This window comes from Rhizobium sp. 2YAF20 (genome assembly GCF_052114685.1).
GTDB lineage: Bacteria > Pseudomonadota > Alphaproteobacteria > Rhizobiales > Rhizobiaceae > Rhizobium.
This window is the reverse complement of sequence record NZ_JBFRFF010000001.1, coordinates 855120-870568: the sequence shown is the minus strand read 5'-3', so window position 1 is coordinate 870568 and position 15449 is coordinate 855120. Positions and strand designations below refer to the sequence as shown.

16 protein-coding genes are annotated in these 15449 nt (G+C 56.9%); 10 read left to right on the top strand and 6 right to left on the bottom strand.

Going from position 1 to position 15449, the window contains the following annotated elements:
• From AB4Z52_RS04170 to AB4Z52_RS04160, 3 genes are all read left to right on the top strand, one after another.
• Nucleotides 1–247: hypothetical protein (locus AB4Z52_RS04170; RefSeq protein WP_442216617.1), on the top strand; the 247-nt coding region annotated here is incomplete at its 5' end.
• A 1206-nt stretch (nt 248–1453) separates the two neighbouring features.
• Nucleotides 1454–1876: a GNAT family N-acetyltransferase gene (locus AB4Z52_RS04165; protein WP_442216616.1), complete on the top strand. Its 423-nt coding sequence runs from the start codon at nt 1454–1456 to the stop codon at nt 1874–1876.
• A 91-nt stretch (nt 1877–1967) separates the two neighbouring features.
• On the top strand, nt 1968–2708 hold the full coding sequence (locus tag AB4Z52_RS04160) for a carbon-nitrogen hydrolase family protein (protein WP_442216658.1): 741 nt from the start codon (nt 1968–1970) through the stop codon (nt 2706–2708).
• A 35-nt stretch (nt 2709–2743) separates the two neighbouring features.
• Here the strand turns inward: AB4Z52_RS04160 and AB4Z52_RS04155 are convergent, their stop codons facing one another.
• The 3 genes from AB4Z52_RS04155 to AB4Z52_RS04145 all read right to left on the bottom strand — a co-directional run bounded on the left by AB4Z52_RS04155 (nt 2744) and on the right by AB4Z52_RS04145 (nt 4546).
• Complete coding sequence (locus tag AB4Z52_RS04155; RefSeq protein WP_442216615.1) at nt 2744–3106, bottom strand: glutathione S-transferase family protein; 363 nt, start codon at nt 3104–3106, stop codon at nt 2744–2746.
• A complete protein-coding gene (locus AB4Z52_RS04150) occupies nt 3103–3414 on the bottom strand; it encodes a hypothetical protein (RefSeq protein ID WP_442216614.1) in 312 nt (103 codons plus the stop codon). Before AB4Z52_RS04150 ends, AB4Z52_RS04155 begins: the two co-directional genes overlap by 4 nt.
• 385 nt (nt 3415–3799) lie before the next feature.
• Nucleotides 3800–4546, bottom strand: coding sequence for a GGDEF domain-containing protein (locus tag AB4Z52_RS04145; protein ID WP_442216613.1), 747 nt, complete (start codon nt 4544–4546; stop codon nt 3800–3802).
• Between the two features lie 527 nt (nt 4547–5073).
• Between AB4Z52_RS04145 and AB4Z52_RS04140 the strand changes: the two genes are divergently transcribed.
• From AB4Z52_RS04140 to AB4Z52_RS04110, 7 genes are all read left to right on the top strand, one after another.
• On the top strand, nt 5074–5337 hold the full coding sequence (locus tag AB4Z52_RS04140; RefSeq protein ID WP_442216612.1) for a hypothetical protein: 264 nt from the start codon (nt 5074–5076) through the stop codon (nt 5335–5337).
• A 2-nt stretch (nt 5338–5339) separates the two neighbouring features.
• Complete coding sequence (locus AB4Z52_RS04135; RefSeq protein ID WP_442216611.1) at nt 5340–6077, top strand: SOS response-associated peptidase; 738 nt, start codon at nt 5340–5342, stop codon at nt 6075–6077.
• A gap of 10 nt (nt 6078–6087) precedes the next feature.
• On the top strand, nt 6088–7212 hold the full coding sequence (dinB, locus tag AB4Z52_RS04130; RefSeq protein ID WP_442216610.1) for a DNA polymerase IV: 1125 nt from the start codon (nt 6088–6090) through the stop codon (nt 7210–7212).
• Between the two features lie 132 nt (nt 7213–7344).
• Nucleotides 7345–7599 carry a hypothetical protein gene (locus tag AB4Z52_RS04125; protein WP_442216609.1) on the top strand — a complete coding sequence of 85 codons (255 nt, stop codon included), beginning with the start codon at nt 7345–7347 and terminating at the stop codon, nt 7597–7599.
• A gap of 347 nt (nt 7600–7946) precedes the next feature.
• Nucleotides 7947–8336 carry a hypothetical protein gene (locus AB4Z52_RS04120; RefSeq protein ID WP_442216608.1) on the top strand — a complete coding sequence of 130 codons (390 nt, stop codon included), beginning with the start codon at nt 7947–7949 and terminating at the stop codon, nt 8334–8336.
• A 359-nt stretch (nt 8337–8695) separates the two neighbouring features.
• Nucleotides 8696–8905, top strand: coding sequence for a hypothetical protein (locus tag AB4Z52_RS04115; protein WP_442216607.1), 210 nt, complete (start codon nt 8696–8698; stop codon nt 8903–8905).
• 297 nt (nt 8906–9202) lie between these two features.
• Nucleotides 9203–10222 carry a GlxA family transcriptional regulator gene (locus AB4Z52_RS04110; RefSeq protein WP_442216606.1) on the top strand — a complete coding sequence of 340 codons (1020 nt, stop codon included), beginning with the start codon at nt 9203–9205 and terminating at the stop codon, nt 10220–10222.
• A gap of 25 nt (nt 10223–10247) precedes the next feature.
• On the opposite strand, the gene AB4Z52_RS04105 is transcribed toward AB4Z52_RS04110, so the two are convergent.
• The 3 genes from AB4Z52_RS04105 to AB4Z52_RS04095 all read right to left on the bottom strand — a co-directional run bounded on the left by AB4Z52_RS04105 (nt 10248) and on the right by AB4Z52_RS04095 (nt 15295).
• Nucleotides 10248–11495: a diguanylate cyclase gene (locus AB4Z52_RS04105; protein ID WP_442216657.1), complete on the bottom strand. Its 1248-nt coding sequence runs from the start codon at nt 11493–11495 to the stop codon at nt 10248–10250.
• A 303-nt stretch (nt 11496–11798) separates the two neighbouring features.
• Nucleotides 11799–12629 (bottom strand): response regulator, encoded by an 831-nt coding sequence (locus AB4Z52_RS04100; RefSeq protein ID WP_442216605.1) that lies wholly within the window; start codon nt 12627–12629, stop codon nt 11799–11801.
• 152 nt (nt 12630–12781) lie between these two features.
• Complete coding sequence (locus AB4Z52_RS04095; RefSeq protein ID WP_442216604.1) at nt 12782–15295, bottom strand: GcvT family protein; 2514 nt, start codon at nt 15293–15295, stop codon at nt 12782–12784.
• Nucleotides 15296–15449 lie beyond the last annotated feature (154 nt).

The following is a 15449-nucleotide window of genomic DNA, read 5'->3' as shown; positions in this document are numbered from 1 at the left end:
GGACGAAGCCCGTCATATTGGTTTGGTCCTGATTTACCCGCTGATTTCGACTTCGACTTCCATGTCGCTCTTTATCCAGGGATGGGGCCAGGGGGTATTCTCTTTCGGAACCACGGAGAAACCGTATGGACCTCATTCAAAGCCGCCACGGCAACGGGAATTGAAAATGTTCGGTGGCCCAACTCGTGGAATGTTGGCTATGGTCTGCATGGATCATCCGACCGCCCTTTCAAAGGTCGTGACCTGACCGTGAATGTTTCCATGGAATCCTCTTAGGGTATCAATCCGCCGCTGGCCTGCGCCGATCCCTTCATGTTCGTTCGCCGGGAACGCCGTGACTGGCGCGGCAATTGACATCGCGGAGACGAAACAAGCTCCACGTTCGCACAAGACGGCAGCTTCGGGTCAGCGCCCTCGCCCGCTCGATCACACTGCTTCCGGCACGATAGCGAGGCCCCTGGCGGCTGATACTGGTTTCAAAATTGGCCGCAATGACTGGTATTAGTTCCTCACCGGAACGACCCACCGTGGATGAAACTGTGGCATTGTCTGCCTGTCGTCGGCGGAGAGGTCGGCTTTCCTATGGTGTGAGCGAGCCCGCGTATTGGTTGGACCCGGGGCATCCAAAGCACCCCCATTGCGCCATGGACCGCAAGGTTCGGGAGCACCTGCTCGCTCGCGGCACAGGAGGTTTCTGTTTAGCGGGCGCATTCGAGCCATGACTGCGTTCGGCTGTACGCAAATCTCTCATAGTCCGAAGACGATCTGACAGGCCGAGGTGTTCGCCGAGAACAACCCGTCTTCACCAACCGGCACGGTCCCATCATCCAGCGTCTTCACTTGAGCAATAACTCCGCCTTTGACAGTGAGTGCAACGGTGCAGGGAATTTCACTGTCATGTTCGGGAACATAGCGCCGCTTCGTGATTATCACGTTCCCGACAATCGATTCGTCCTCATATGTCCGGGGGCGGGTATCCGCACCATACGAGATCGCTGCCAAGTCAGCACGGTCGCTTCGCCAGAATTGCTACGGTTCGTGGGTGCCCCAAACTTGTCCTGGAATTGCGTGATCGGCTTGCCACGCCATTGGCTGCCGACTTTGTTGTAAGGGGCTGCACCGGCTATTCGGATACCCTCCCCCAGCTTTGCAACGCCAGCCTGTAGGCCTTTGACCGCCCCGCCGCAGCCGGAAAGAAATAAAGGGAGCGCAGCGATGATCAAAAGCCTTTTCGCAAAAATTCTTTTCTGGTTCCAATATCAGGACAATTTCGATCACAGGCATTTGCGAAAAAAAACGTGCTGGAACGGAAATTTAAGCAGGCTTCCGGAGCACGCGCCCTCGCATTTTTGTGCTGAATACCAGTTGCCTATTAACGAGCGTCAACATTTACCGCTAAAATTGAATCGGCAATCTGCACGTCAACACAGCCTTTCAAAAGGAGCTTTGAAGCATGTCACGCGTCACGGTCTCGGTTATCGACAACCCCTCGGACGAAAATCGCCGCGCGATGCATGATCCTCTGCTGGCTTTCAACAGAGCAAAAACGGGCGATGACAGATATGAGCCGATTGCCATTATGCTGCATGATGGAACGGGGGCCGCTGTCGGCGGGCTGTGGGCTCAGCTCTATTATGACTGGCTCTTTGTAGAGTTGCTCTTCGTCCCCGAAAACCTTCGCGGTCAGAAACTCGGGTCAGCGCTTCTTCGGCAGGCAGAACAAATCGCCAAAGAAAAGGCGTGCGTCGGCATCTGGCTGGACACGTTCAGCTTCCAAGCGCCAGGCTTTTACGAGAAGAACGGCTATGAACGGTTCGGCGCTCTACAAGACTATCCAAGGGGGAAGGAACGCATCTTTTTTCGAAAGGTGCTTTAAAATCAACGCAACCTGTCTCCTCGAAATCCAATGGCGGCATGTCATCAGTTGCCAGATCATTGGGTCAAAAAATCCTGGATCAGAAACGACCATGAAAACCGTCCGCATTGCCGCCGCCCAGACCCCCGAATACAGGCAGGACATCGACGCTGCATTGAAATGTGTGGCTGACGTCGCCACACGTGCCGAAGCCGATGGCGTAAGCTTGCTCTGCTTTCCCGAGAGCTTCCTTCAGGGATATCTGACCGACGAACAGTCCGCCCGGCGGAATGCGCTGCACCTTGCCTCACCGGAGTTCGATGCCGTCCTGAAACGGATGCCGAAAACCGGGCCGATGATCGTAATTGGCCTCATAGAAATCGACGGCGGACGGTTGTTCAACGTGGCGGTCGTCGTGGAACGCGGCGTCCTGGTCGGTCGATACCGGAAAGCGCACCTCCTTGGCGGCGAACGGTTGTTCGAGGCAGGAAACGAAAGTCCAACCTTCCAGATTGAGGGCCTGCGTTTCGGCATCAACATTTGCTACGATACCAATTTCCCTGAGGCGGCGCAGAAAGTAGCTGATCGTGGGGCAACGCTGCTGGTCTGCTGTGCAAACAACATGATGCCCAGGCAAAAAGCCGAAGCTTTCAAGGATTTGCATAACGCCGAACGGGGCAAGCGGTGCCGCGAAACGGGGCTCTGGCTTGTTTCAGCTGATATTACTGGCGAGCGCGACGGACGCATAGCCTGGGGACCGACGGCTGTCCTAAATCCCGAAGGTCGGGTGGTGGCGCAGCTTCCCCTTGGAGAACCCGGACTGCTGGCGTTCGATCTCCCCTACTCCAACTGAGATCGGTATCGCCGCCGGTTTTGTACACACTACGTCTACGAAGGCAGCTCGTATCCAATTTTTTCTTCGATCTCGCACGTCTTCTTCACCGCAGGGCGCTCGCTCATGCGGTCATAAAATGCGTCGAGTAGTGGCAGTGTTCCGTGTGTGAGATTCGCCGAGTTGCGGAACCTCCAGAATAGTCGGAACAGATGGATAACTGCTATCGACATCTTCGCACCGCCGAGGAACGGATGCTCGCCGAGGCGCGTTTCGACGATGCGGTAAACGTCGAGCGCATGCTCTGCTCCCTGCCGCCGTGCCGGATTACAGGCTAATCCCGTTTGCAGAGGGCCATACGGTAGATAGTGCGTGCGCGAGATTGAGCCTTGCCCAGCGTTCGCGTTAAAGGAAATCACTGGATTGGTCCGTGGCGGGAAAGGAAGCGCTGCTGAGCTTGCTCGATGTCATCCATGGGAATGCAGCGAGCCCACCACGAATAGTTGATCGCTGCACCGGAAAACACGGTCTTTCCCGATGCCACCTCGGACCTGTCCACCGTCCATTGGAGGAGAGAACCTAGTCCCATGATCCGCTTCTGACAGCCAAATCGCACACATTCGAACGCAACGGATTTAGAAACTGGGGTGCAGCTATATCCCAAGGAGCGCAGTTTCGTGGCCATCGCGGCTTCGTTTCCGTCCACGTCGGCAGCCAGTTTCTGCACGAACGCTTCGTAGTCCTTGAGGACGAGTGGCAATGGAGCGCGTGCGTCGTTGCGAACGTCTTTAGCCCGAGCACCGCTCCAGCTTCCAAGGCAGGTTAAAAGGACCAGCGCCAGACCGCTAGTTATTCTGAGCCTCGAACTATTGGTCACAACGTTGCCTCACCACCCCGACTACCTTCCGCAATTGATCAGATTCGCCGCTAAAAATCCTGTCAGGCGGCCAAAGCGGGGCTTGCCACTGATGCTCCTGTTTGCAACGTTTGCCAATGCAGGAAGTCTAGTTGGGCAGTGGGGATGGCCTTGACGCGGCCGCTGCTTGGCGTGAACCGGAAGGTATCTCCCTCAGTTGGGCCATTGCGGATTGCGGACCGCGCGGTCGCCTCGCTCACAGGTAAGCGAGGTCCACCCGGTCCCTGCCCTTTTCTTTTGCGGCATAGAGACAACTGTCCGCCCGGGAAAATAGCTCATCATACGAAGACCGGCGATTGAAGCTGACGCCGCCTATGCTGACTGAAAGCAGACAGCGATTGCTCTCTAACGGAAATACCGTGTTGCGGATAACGTCCCGAATACGCTCTGCGACCTCGAACGCTTCGGCCGCCGCCGCTCCTGGGAGGAAAACCCCAAATTCTTCGCCGCCAATACGTCCGACAATATCCGCCTGCCTGAGTGTGCCCTTGATGGTTTGGGCAATGATTTTCAATGCTTCGTCGCCTTGCTGATGGCCAAGACTATCGTTGATCTCTTTAAAATGGTCTGCGTCTATGACGAGAAGGGAGCCTGATCGAAGCGCGGCCTGCTCCTCAGCTTTCGCGAGATAGCTCTCCACCAGTAGCGTAAACGCGCCCCGGTTCAGCACGGCGGTTAGACTGTCGGTAGAGGCAATGATGCTCAGCTCGCGGTGCGAGATCGCGAGCTGCTGGACTTTGCGCAGCAGGAAAAAGAGGAGAGGCGCGGCCAGAAAGGTGGGCAAGAATATGTCCACCAAAAGCGACCTGCGGATCGCGTCTTCAGTCAAATTCGTGAAATTGAATGAGTCAACGAATACGGCAATCGCAACACAGAGAAGTGTGATCGAAATCGTTCCAGCGATGACCCGGAATGAGCCTGTTGGAGAGGTGTCTATCTTCATGACGGCGACCGGTTTTGCATGCAGTTCTTCCAGATCATTCGGGACCTATGCTGCAGTTCTAGGTACCTCATCGCTCGCGCGGGCTGCCATTGCGTCACGAAAGACATAGCGCAGCACCTTTAAAGCGAGTGTTAAATTTGCGGCGTCAATTGGGATAATCAGACCCGAGGTCCAATCGATAACTCGGTCCCGGCACAACTGATCTTTGTAATCTGTAGTAGCAGTATGGGGCGACATCCTTGACAGTCGGTCGTGGCCGCGCCGACCATTCCGCGTCCATAGTGACGATCCGTTCGTCTCAACCGGCAGCGAACTCCTTCCCGACGGCGCGAGATTGATGGCTTGAAGAAAACGATTATGTTCTGTATTTGTTCACATTGGCCGAATGAGTCAATCGGCATGTTTCGGGTGGACACTGCACCCCAGGGCCAGTGGGCAAGGCCGCAACCGGAATCGTCGAAGAAGATCAGCGGGATGGGCGTCGATCCACAGCCCGGTCTTTTTTTTAGAATGAGAAAGATGATGGGATGAGTGGGCTGCTGACACTTCGGGACTTCAGGGGTGCGATCATCACCGTTGAATGCAAAGCCTGCAATCGGCATGGCGAACTGGATCGCAAGGCGCTGGTCAAGCAACATGGAGCTGGGCTCAGTTTTGCCGATCTCAGGCGACGGGTGGCGCTCGGATGCGAAAAGATGAATGGCGAGGACGGGGTGGACCGCTGTCAGACGCGGTTTCCCTGTCTCACCGAAGCCGGTATCGTTATCGGAAACGTGGACGGCGGAGCGTAACGATGTGTAACCTCTACAACGTGACGACCAACCAGCAGGCCATCCGCTCATTCGTTTCGATCACCCACGACATCATCGGCAACATGGAGCCGTCCATCGACGTCTATCCGGATCGGTTCGCTCCCATCGTGCGCAACATCGGCAATGGTGAGCGGCAGTTGGCAAGTGTGCGCTGGGGCATGCCCAGTTCCAAGCAGGCGCTCTATCAGGCGACATCCAAGCGCGCCGACAAGCTGCGGGCCAAGGGCAAGCCGGTCGATTTTGACGAGCTTTTGAAGATGGAGCCAGACGKCGGCACGACCAATATCCGCAACACGACCAGCAAACACTGGACGCGCTGGCTCGGAGTCGAAAACCGCTGCGTCGTGCCCTTTACCCGATTTGCCGAGCCTGATCCCGCCAGCAAGATCGAAGGCGGGCGGACACCGAATGCCTGGTTCGAGAGCACCGGCGATGATCCGCTGATGTTCTTTGCAGGCATCTGGCTGAAGGATTGGACCAGCGTCCGCAAGATCAAGGAAGGGCTGGTGACCATCGACCTGTTCGCCTTCCTGACGACGGAGCCGAACGATCTGGTCGCACCTATTCATCAAAAGGCGATGCCGGTGATCTTGACGACCAGGGATGAGGTCGAGGCCTGGCTGAGCGCACCCTGGGAGCAAGCCAAGGACCTTCAGCGTCCCCTGCCCGACGGACTTCTGAAAATCGCGCCTATTGCCGACGACTTCACTGTGGCTTGAGGGCGGACTGATGGCGTCGAGCGGAGACCAATCGGAAGGCACGGCTGCAGACGCTCTCGTGCCACGCCAGCGAAAAATCATTCATATCGACATGGACGCCTTCTATGCCTCGGTCGAGCAGCGTGACAATCCGGAGCTGCGTGGCAAGCCGCTCGCCGTCGGCGGATCGGCCGCCCGTGGTGTCGTTGCAGCAGCAAGCTACGAGGCCCGAAAGTTTGGCGTCCATTCCGCCATGCCCTCGGTCACGGCCAAACGCAAATGCCCGGACCTCATCTTCGTGAAGCCACGCTTCGATGTCTACAAGCAGGTGTCGCAGCAGATACGCGATATCTTTGCCGACTATACGCCGATGATCGAGCCGCTGTCGCTCGATGAGGCCTATCTCGATGTCACCGAGAACCTGAAGGGCATGCGGATTGCCACCGAAATTGCCGAGGAAATCCGGGCGAAGATCAAGGCCGTGACTGATCTGACGGCTTCAGCCGGGATCAGCTACAACAAGTTCCTGGCGAAGATGGCGTCTGATCAGCGCAAGCCCAATGGACAGTTCGTCATCACGCCGAAGAATGGACCAATTTTCGTCGAGGCGCTGCCGGTCAAGAAATTCCATGGCGTCGGTCCGGCGACGGCCGAGAAGATGCATCGTCTCGGAATTGAAAGGGGCGCTGACCTGAAGACGAAGGACATCGCGTTTCTGACCGCGCATTTCGGCAAATCCGGACCTTATTTCTACGGCATTGCCCGTGGCATCGACAATCGCGAGGTCAAGGCTGATCGTGTCCGCAAGTCGATAGGTGCGGAGGATACCTTTGCCGAAGACATCCATGCCATTGAGCCAGCCCGCGCCTTCCTGCAGCCGTTGATCGACAAGGTCTGGAGCTACAGCGTCGCCAACGGAATTCGCGCCAAGACGGTCACTCTGAAGGTCAAATATGCGGACTTCAACCAAATCACGCGTAGCAAGACGATCAGTGCGCCACTCGCGGACGTTCGGGAGTTCGCGAGCCTCGTTGATGTCCTGTTGGACCCGGTTTTCCCCACTGACAAAGGAATACGCTTGCTCGGCGTTACCCTGTCTTCGCTGGAGCGATCAAGCGATGCATTGAAGCCACAGTTGCTGTTGTCGCTCGACTAACGGCCTGCGACCGGCACCTGATCTAAACGCCTGGTTAACTACGCGACCCTATTCTCCGGCATGCGATTATATTTCGGGGCTTGGCTTCTCCATTGAAGAAGCACGGCTCTCAAGCGAAGAACGGACACATCAATGGCTGACGACACCGTCAAGGATAGCCGATCCGCAGACGAGCAATCATTACTCACCCATCTCTGCGAACATCCAGGCTGCGCGAACTGGGGTGGATTCGGCTACGATGTGGAGATGGGCCAGACCCAATGGTTTTGCTTCGAGCATAGGTGGGACGACTATCGCCTGGGCAAGTCGCGACTGACTTGGCCGGATATCAACGTCACAAACTTGAACAACACCGGAAACCCGATACGAGCTGTCTTGGTTCGCTGAAATGATTGCCTTGGATGAACTCGTAGCCGAGCGATTTTATTGGGCAAGGCGACGAAGCGGAACTGACGCTGAACGTGAACTCCAGATCGTGCGCGTGTCATCGATCTTCGGCTCAACCCGCGAATTCCTCACCATAGCCACCGTCGGAAGCGACCAACACTACGCCCTGGATGAGTTCGATTTTGTTGAGGTCGTGGCGCAGAGCGTCTCTGAGCCTCCCGGATCACCGTAAAGTGGAAATGCATATAAGCTTGGCGATGGTCTGATCGCCTTTGAGCATCCCTTGAAATGAATTATTACAGACTGTCCTCGTATAAGAATCCTGCAAAGGTTTGGGGAAGCAGTTTGTGATCGTTCTGCCTATGGCTCTCAACTGTGTAATTGTTCTCGCCAGCGCCTTCTCGTTTCTTGCGGGAGCCCATTTTATGGCGTCGGCCCAGGCCGGTATCCGCATCCACCTTCCTCAGGGGTTTCGCAGCGAGGGCGAGTATCGTTGGCATCTTATGGACCATGCGTTCGATCACTCGGTGTCGTATCGGATCAAAAGGGCCTATGTCCTGTCAGGAGCCTTTGGGGGTATATTTTTCATCGGTGCTTTTCTCATCGCAATCCAGACAAAGCGCGGTGACGCCATGGTCCTCTTTGGCATCGTCGCCGTTCTAATTGGTGTTCAAACCATCGCTAATTTCAGAAAGCTGCGTGCCGTGAGGCAGCAGCCGGATGAAGGGAAGTTTTAGTTTCGCCATGATCAGCAACATATTCGCAGGCGCGGCCGCAGTGACGTTTTCCGTCATGTTCAGGCTGATTCTTTACTGAAGCGGGTTGATATTAAAATTGCTTCTCTTTGGTTGAATCTGCTTCGCTATGGTTGAATCTGCTTCGCTATGGCTGAATCTGCTTCGCTATAGACCAAAGTTTGCTTCGCTTTAAAGCGACTTCGTCAAACAACACGCCGACCGCCGGTCCAGCGGCATCAGCGGGGATACTTCAAGAATGCTTATGGTAGCTATAAGATCTATTCGTTTGAATGATGCGGATGGTGAGCCCATATCAGTCATCGAGGGTAGCAAATGCCCTCGGCCCGAAAGGAACGGACATGACCACTATCGCTTATAGAGACGCTGCAAAGAGGCATCAGTTGCCTTCTTTCAGCACTGGCGTTTTCACATCGGCTTCCACCTATGTTCGTAAGCTCTCCGAGCGCGTGAAGCAGTGGCAGGCTGAACGTGAGATCGAATCCATGCCGATCGACCTGCGCAAGGATCTCGGCTGGCCTGCCGCCGACATCACGCGAGGCCGCAAATGAATGTAGCGAATGCGACATCGTGCAGAAATTGAGGGTGACGCAACTCTAGGGATGTGACACCCTCACTCACACTTTTCCTTATGGATTCTAGTTGATTTTCATAGACATATATAAAGATCATTTCCAGCAAGCCGCCCTGCCCCTCGCAACGTCCCCAATCGGGTGACAATTTCAGCGATGTCGCACAAATAACACTATGCGGCCGTTTTTATCCATGACACTGTCGTTTTCAGACTATCAGCCCGGCGCAAATGACGCGAGGAATATAGTATGGCAGCGGAGCATGGATTTTCTCAGATGAGCAAAACACAGATCAAGAAGCGTTCGCTGGTTTTCTTTCTCGTCCCCCACTTCACCATGTTGCCGTTTTCAGCCGCGATCGAGACACTGCGCATCGCAAACCGGATGCTGGGCTACCCCGCATACGTCTGGCGCTTGGCCTCGACCGATGGCCAGAAGGTCTACTCGTCGAGCGGCATCGGCATCGAGGTCAATTCGTCGCTTGCCGACGAAAGGCGCTTCCTTGGCGGCGAAAATCGCCCGAACATGGTGCTTGTTTCCTCTGGCATTTATGTCGAGGAGTTCCACAACAAATCGGTCAATGCCTGGCTGCGTGAATCCTACAATCGCGGCGTCGCCGTCGGCAGCCTGTGTACGGGCGCACATGTGCTTGCCCAGGCAGGGCTGCTCAACGGCAAGCGCTGTGCGATCCATTGGGAAAACCTTCCGGGCTTTGCCGAAGCCTTCCCGCAGGCGGAGGTCTATGCCGATCTCTATGAGGTCGACAGCAATCTCTATACTTGCGCCGGCGGTACAGCGTCGCTCGACATGATGCTGAACCTGATCGGCCAGGATTTCGGCGAGAACCTCGTCAACCGGGTTTGCGAACAGGCTTTGACCGACAGGGTCCGCAGCCCGCACGACCGCCAGCGGCTCCCCTTGCGCGCCCGTCTCGGCGTCCAGAATTCCAAGGTGCTGTCGATCATCGAATTGATGGAAAGCAACCTGGCCGAACCGCTCTCCCTGCTCGAGATCGCCGACGATGCCGGCCTGTCGCGCCGCCAGATCGAACGCCTATTCCGCCAGGAAATGGGCCGATCCCCTGCCCGCTATTACCTGGAAATTCGCCTCGATCGCGCCCGCCATCTTCTCGTGCAGTCCTCAATGCCGGTGGTCGAGGTCGCGGTTGCCTGCGGTTTCGTCTCAGCCTCGCATTTTTCCAAGTGTTATCGCGAACTTTACAATCGCTCGCCCCAGCAGGAGCGCGCTGAGCGCAAGCTCAGCATGTCGACGTCGCGAACCGGCGTCGTCATCTGAATAGGAAAAGCACCAGGCCCAGCAATTACTGCGCTGCTTCCTGGGTCATGCGCGCGTCGGAATAGACCTGATTGCGGCCCTTGTGCTTGGCCATGTAGAGAAATTGGTCCGCAGCATTGAGATAATTCTCGAACGCTTCGTAACCGCTGATCTCCGCGACGCCGATCGAAACCGTCACCGACAGCTCCTCGTCATCCGCCGTGATCTTGAGGCAGGACAGATCCGCACGGACCTTGTCGCAAAGGTCGGTCGCAGCCTGTGAATCCATTTCCGTGAACAGGATGGCAAATTCCTCGCCGCCGAGACGCGACAGAAGATTGTCGCTGCCCACGAACAGCGTCTGCAGCCGATCCGCCACAGCTTTCAGCATCTGGTCGCCGATTTCGTGGCCATAGGTGTCGTTCAGCCGCTTGAAATGATCGATATCGAGAATTGCAACCGACGACGGCAAGGCGCGGCGCAGGCAATCGTTCACGAGCCGCGGCGCCTGATCATAGAAATAGCGCCTGTTGTAGAGACCGGTAAGATAATCGCTGGCGGCGGCCACACGCAGCTGCTTGATCTGCATCAGCGTTTCGACATTTTGCGCAATGCGACACTGCAGCTCTTCGGGCACAAAGGGGCGATAGACGAAATCACTGGCGCCGGCTTTCAGAAATGCGGCAGACAGCAGGCGGTCGTTCGAAGACGAGACACCGATGACCCGCATCCGGTCCGAGCCGTAACGCTGGCGGATGCGCCGCGTCAGTTCGTATCCGTCCATGTCAGGCATGTGATGGTCTGTTAGTACAAGCTCGATGTCGCCATGTCTGTCGAGCGCCTCTAGCGCTTCGACGCCGGAGGCAGCCACGGCGACCATGAACTGCTGGGCAGTGAGCAGGTCGACCAGAACCTGTCGGGCCGACGGCAGGTCATCGACAACGAGCACGCGAGTCCGGCGATTGGAGATTGCGCGGCGAACCGAGGCAACCAGGTTGTCGAGCGCGAATTCATTGTCCTTCAGGACGTAGTCGACGACGCAGCGTTCCATGATTCGATTGCGCACGCCGACATCGAAATAGCCGGTGAAGACGATAGCCGGCACCCCATGAGCAATCATGACGTCCAGCGCCTCCCCATGCGGAGAATCCGGCAGATTCAGGTCGACCACGGCGATGGTGAAATCATGGCCATCGGGACCGAGCGCCTCGTTGAGCGCTTTCAGCGAGGCGCAATGCGTCACCTCGAAACCGAGTTCGGTATGAAAACGATGCGTAAGGATGGACGAAAACATGCGCGAGTCTTCGACCAAAAGCAACTTCTGGCGATTGCGGCGGGGGCTGTGCCCCTGGCCCAGTATATCTGCCTCAGATGCCAATTCGATCATGCCCCCGTTGCCACCCCCTGCACGCCTGATTCGCCTACAATCTCCCGGCGAGACCGATACCGCCCAACGTGATGAACGTGAAGGGGTATCGGCAAGATATATGAACCGCAAATTGCACTGGCCCCGAAGGCTCAGGCAAACGGCATATCGCCACAGTCCGGGTCAGTGCTCTATTCGCAATTCACTCATTGCCAGCCAGTCCTTCAAAGGCTAGGCCCGTACACGCATTTGCTGCATCGACTGGATCTGTAGCAACGTGTCCAGGTTCTGGTTGACGCGGCAGTAGAATTCCTCGTCGATGAACGGGCGAAGGATGAAATCGTTGCCGCCCGCCTTGAGGAACCGTGCCGAAAGCAGTCGATTGGTCGATGATGAAACGCCGATGATCCTCAGCTGATGCGAGCCAATGCTGGCGCGGATCCGCCGTGTCAATTCGAACCCGTCAATGTCGGGCATGTTGTAGTCGGTAATCATCAGACCGATGTCGCGATGAGCCTTCAGTATCTGCAGCGCCTTTGCGCCGTTTTCAGCAACATCGACACGGAAATTATAGCGCTTCAAGCGGCTGGACAGCAGTGCTCGCGCCGTGGCGCTGTCGTCGACGATCAGCACATGGTGGCGATGATTGGTGAGAAAGCGGCAGATCGATTCGGCAAGCAGGTCGACAGCGAAGATATTGTCCTTGAGAATGTAATCGACGATATCCTTGGCCATCAGCGCATCGCGCATACCTTCCTGGAATGTGCCGGTAAAGACGATGGTCGGGATGCTGAGATCGACCAGATATTCGAGCGCCTCTCCGTTTTCGGCTCCCGGCAGGTTGATATTGGAGATCGCCAGCCGGATCGGCTCCGAAGACTTATCGTAGGCGAACTGCAATTCCTCGAAGTTCCTGCATATTTCGATGTCGAGATCGAAGAGCTCCTTCAATCTGGTCCGGACCATCGATGTAAAGACATTGGAATCTTCAGCAAGAATAATACGCGCACCAGCAAGCGAGCCGCCAGAATACTGCATTCCCGAAATGCCTAAAAATGACATGGTAAACCTTTTGGAGAAAAACTTCGCTCGACTGTCGCATCGATACAGGAAAGCATTTGAGTATTTATTAATTCAATCAGAACTGTGCCGAAACAAAAGGGGCGGCCCGTGGCCGCCCCAACTCTGCACTACATCCATGTTCTTCAGGCTGCTCAGGCGCGCAGAGCGGCATTGTCCGGGTCGAATGGGCTCTCGCCGACGACGGTCGCAGTGTAAGTTGTGCCGAGAATCTTGATCTTCAGCTTGGTGCCCTCGACGGCATATTGCGGCCGCAGCATGGCGAGCGCCATCGATTTGCCGATGCGGAAGCCATAGGTGCCATTGGTGGCGCGCCCGACGAGCTCGCCAGCCTCGTTGTAGATCGCTTCCGAGCCGCGGGCGTCGACATCGTTGCCGGTCTCGACGACCAGCGTCGCGAAGTTCCACTTAAGGCCCTTTTCCTTGTAGGCAAGCAGCCCATTGCGACCAAGGAATTCCTTCTCCGGCTTAATGAAGCGGTCAAGCGCGGATTCATATGCGTTGTATTCGATCGACATCTCCCGCGGGATCAGGCGATAGGACTTCTCGACGGACATTGCCAGCATGGCGCGGATGCCGAAGGGCTTAATGCCGAATTCCGCGCCTGCGGCCATCAGTTTGTCGAAGATATAGGTCTGCATTTCGATCGGGTGATGAAGCTCCCAACCGAGTTCGCCGACGAAGTTGACGCGCAGCGCATGGGCCGAAGCCGCGCCGACGGAAATCTCCTTGCCGGTAAGCCAGGGGAAATCTTTGTTTTCAAGGCTGGTGCGCGTGAGCTTCTTCAAGACATCGCGCGAGCGTGGCCCGGCAAGGACCAGCACGCCGAGACGCTGAGTGATCTGCTGGAGACGGACGGAGCCGTCGCCCGGCAGAAGCTTGCGCAGGTAGTCATGGTCATGCGCTTCATAGGCGCCGGCCGAGACGAGGTAGAAGCGTCCCGGCGCCCATTCGTAGACGGTGAATTCGGAGCGAACGCCGCCCCATTCGGTCAGCATATGGCAAAGCGCGATCCGGCCGCGCTTCTTCGGAATGGTATTTGCGAAGATGGAATCGAGCCAGGCGCGGGCACCGGGGCCGGAGACTTCCATCTTTGCGAAGGCCGACATGTCGAGCACGCCGACATTCTTGTTGACGTTCATCACCTCGTTGCCGACATGCTCGAAATAGTTCGAGCGGCGGAACGACCACTTCTCGACGATGCGGCCGTCCTCGGTCGGCGGCGCATAGTTGTGATTGGTCAGGACGTCGGCGCCAAGATCGAGCTCTTCCTTGGCGACCGAATAGCCTTGCGGCGCAAACCAATTGGCGCGCTCCCAGCCGTAAACAGAGCCGAACACGGCGCCAAGCGCCTTGAGGCGATCGTAGATCGGCGTGGTCTTCAGAGGACGGGCGCCTGAGCGCTCTTCGTCGGGATAGTGCATGGTGAAGACGTTGGCATAGGCTTCCTCGTTCTTCTCGACGAGATAGCCTTCGTTGGCATAGGGGCCGTAACGGCGCGGATCGACGCCCATCATGTCGACGGTCGGCTCGCCATCGACGATCCATTCGGCGATCTGCCATCCGGCACCGCCCGCGGCGGTGATGCCGAAGGAATGACCCTCGTTCAGCCAGAAATTCTTGAGCCCCGGAGCCGGTCCGATGATCGGGTTGCCGTCGGGCGTATAGGCGATGGCGCCGTTATAAACCTTCTTGATGCCGACTTCGCCGAATGCCGGAACGCGCACGATCGCGGTCTCGATATGCGGCATCAGGCGATCGAGTTCTTCCTGGAACAGCTCGTATTCGCTCTCGTCGGACGGGCCGTTGACATAGCAGGCGGGTGCGCCGTGCTCGTAGGGACCAAGCAGCAGCCCGCCGTTTTCCTCGCGCATGTACCATGCGCTGTCGGATTCGCGCAGCACGCCCATTTCCGGCAGGCCCTTGGCCTTGCGCTCGAGGATCGCCGGATGCGGCTCGGTGACGATATACTGATGTTCGACCGGGATAACAGGAATATTGATGCCAACCATCTCGCCGGTCTTGCGGGCGAAATTGCCGGTACAGCTGATCACATGCTCGGCAGTAATCTCGCCCTTATCGGTGGTGACCTTCCAGAGACCGTCGGGCTGCTGCTCGATTGCGGTCACGGCGGTGTGGCGATAGATCGTCGCGCCCTTGTCGCGCGCGCCCTTGGCCAGCGCCTGCGTCAGGTCGGCCGGCTGGATATATCCGTCGTCAGGATGCTGGATGGCGCCGAGCAGGCCTTCGGTCTCGCAGAGCGGCCAGATCTCCTTGACTTCCTCCGGCGTCAGAAGCTTGACCTTGACGCCGATCGTCTCGGCGATACCGGCATAGTACATGTATTCGTCCCAACGATCCTTGGTGAGCGCGAGACGGATGTTGGAGACCTTGCTGAAGCCGACATTCATGCCGGTTTCTTCCTGGAGCTCCTGGTAGAACTTCACGGAGTATTTGTGGATCTGCCCGACCGAGTAGCTCATGTTGAAAAGCGGCAGCAGGCCCGCGGCATGCCAGGTCGAGCCGGAGGTCAGTTCCTTCCGCTCGATCAGGACGACGTCGTCCCAACCCTTCTTGGCAAGGTGATAAAGCGTCGACACGCCGACGACACCACCACCGATCACGACGGCCCGTGCATGTGTTTTCATGGAAAAATACCTCTTCGAAACTGAGCGGCCCGGCATTCAGATCCGGGAGAGATCACGATGTCGCGGACTATGCAATTCCGGTTCGCCCGCCAGATGCCTGATTACGACATGGGGAAAGCTTGCCGCGACGATGTGTGAATAGACAAGCGCGAAA

Excerpts from the sequence above, each read along its gene's own strand:
- AB4Z52_RS04165 (WP_442216616.1), top strand. The coding sequence starts at position 1,454 with ATGTCACGCGTCACGGTCTCGGTTATCGACAACCCCTCGGACGAAAAT.
- AB4Z52_RS04160 (WP_442216658.1), top strand. The coding sequence starts at position 1,968 with ATGAAAACCGTCCGCATTGCCGCCGCCCAGACCCCCGAATACAGGCAG.
- AB4Z52_RS04145 (WP_442216613.1), bottom strand. The coding sequence starts at position 4,546 with ATGAAGATAGACACCTCTCCAACAGGCTCATTCCGGGTCATCGCTGGA.
- AB4Z52_RS04140 (WP_442216612.1), top strand. The coding sequence starts at position 5,074 with ATGAGTGGGCTGCTGACACTTCGGGACTTCAGGGGTGCGATCATCACC.
- dinB (WP_442216610.1), top strand. The coding sequence starts at position 6,088 with ATGGCGTCGAGCGGAGACCAATCGGAAGGCACGGCTGCAGACGCTCTC.
- AB4Z52_RS04125 (WP_442216609.1), top strand. The coding sequence starts at position 7,345 with ATGGCTGACGACACCGTCAAGGATAGCCGATCCGCAGACGAGCAATCA.
- AB4Z52_RS04115 (WP_442216607.1), top strand. The coding sequence starts at position 8,696 with ATGACCACTATCGCTTATAGAGACGCTGCAAAGAGGCATCAGTTGCCT.
- AB4Z52_RS04110 (WP_442216606.1), top strand. The coding sequence starts at position 9,203 with ATGAGCAAAACACAGATCAAGAAGCGTTCGCTGGTTTTCTTTCTCGTC.
- AB4Z52_RS04105 (WP_442216657.1), bottom strand. The coding sequence starts at position 11,495 with ATGTTTTCGTCCATCCTTACGCATCGTTTTCATACCGAACTCGGTTTC.
- AB4Z52_RS04100 (WP_442216605.1), bottom strand. The coding sequence starts at position 12,629 with ATGTCATTTTTAGGCATTTCGGGAATGCAGTATTCTGGCGGCTCGCTT.
- AB4Z52_RS04095 (WP_442216604.1), bottom strand. The coding sequence starts at position 15,295 with ATGAAAACACATGCACGGGCCGTCGTGATCGGTGGTGGTGTCGTCGGC.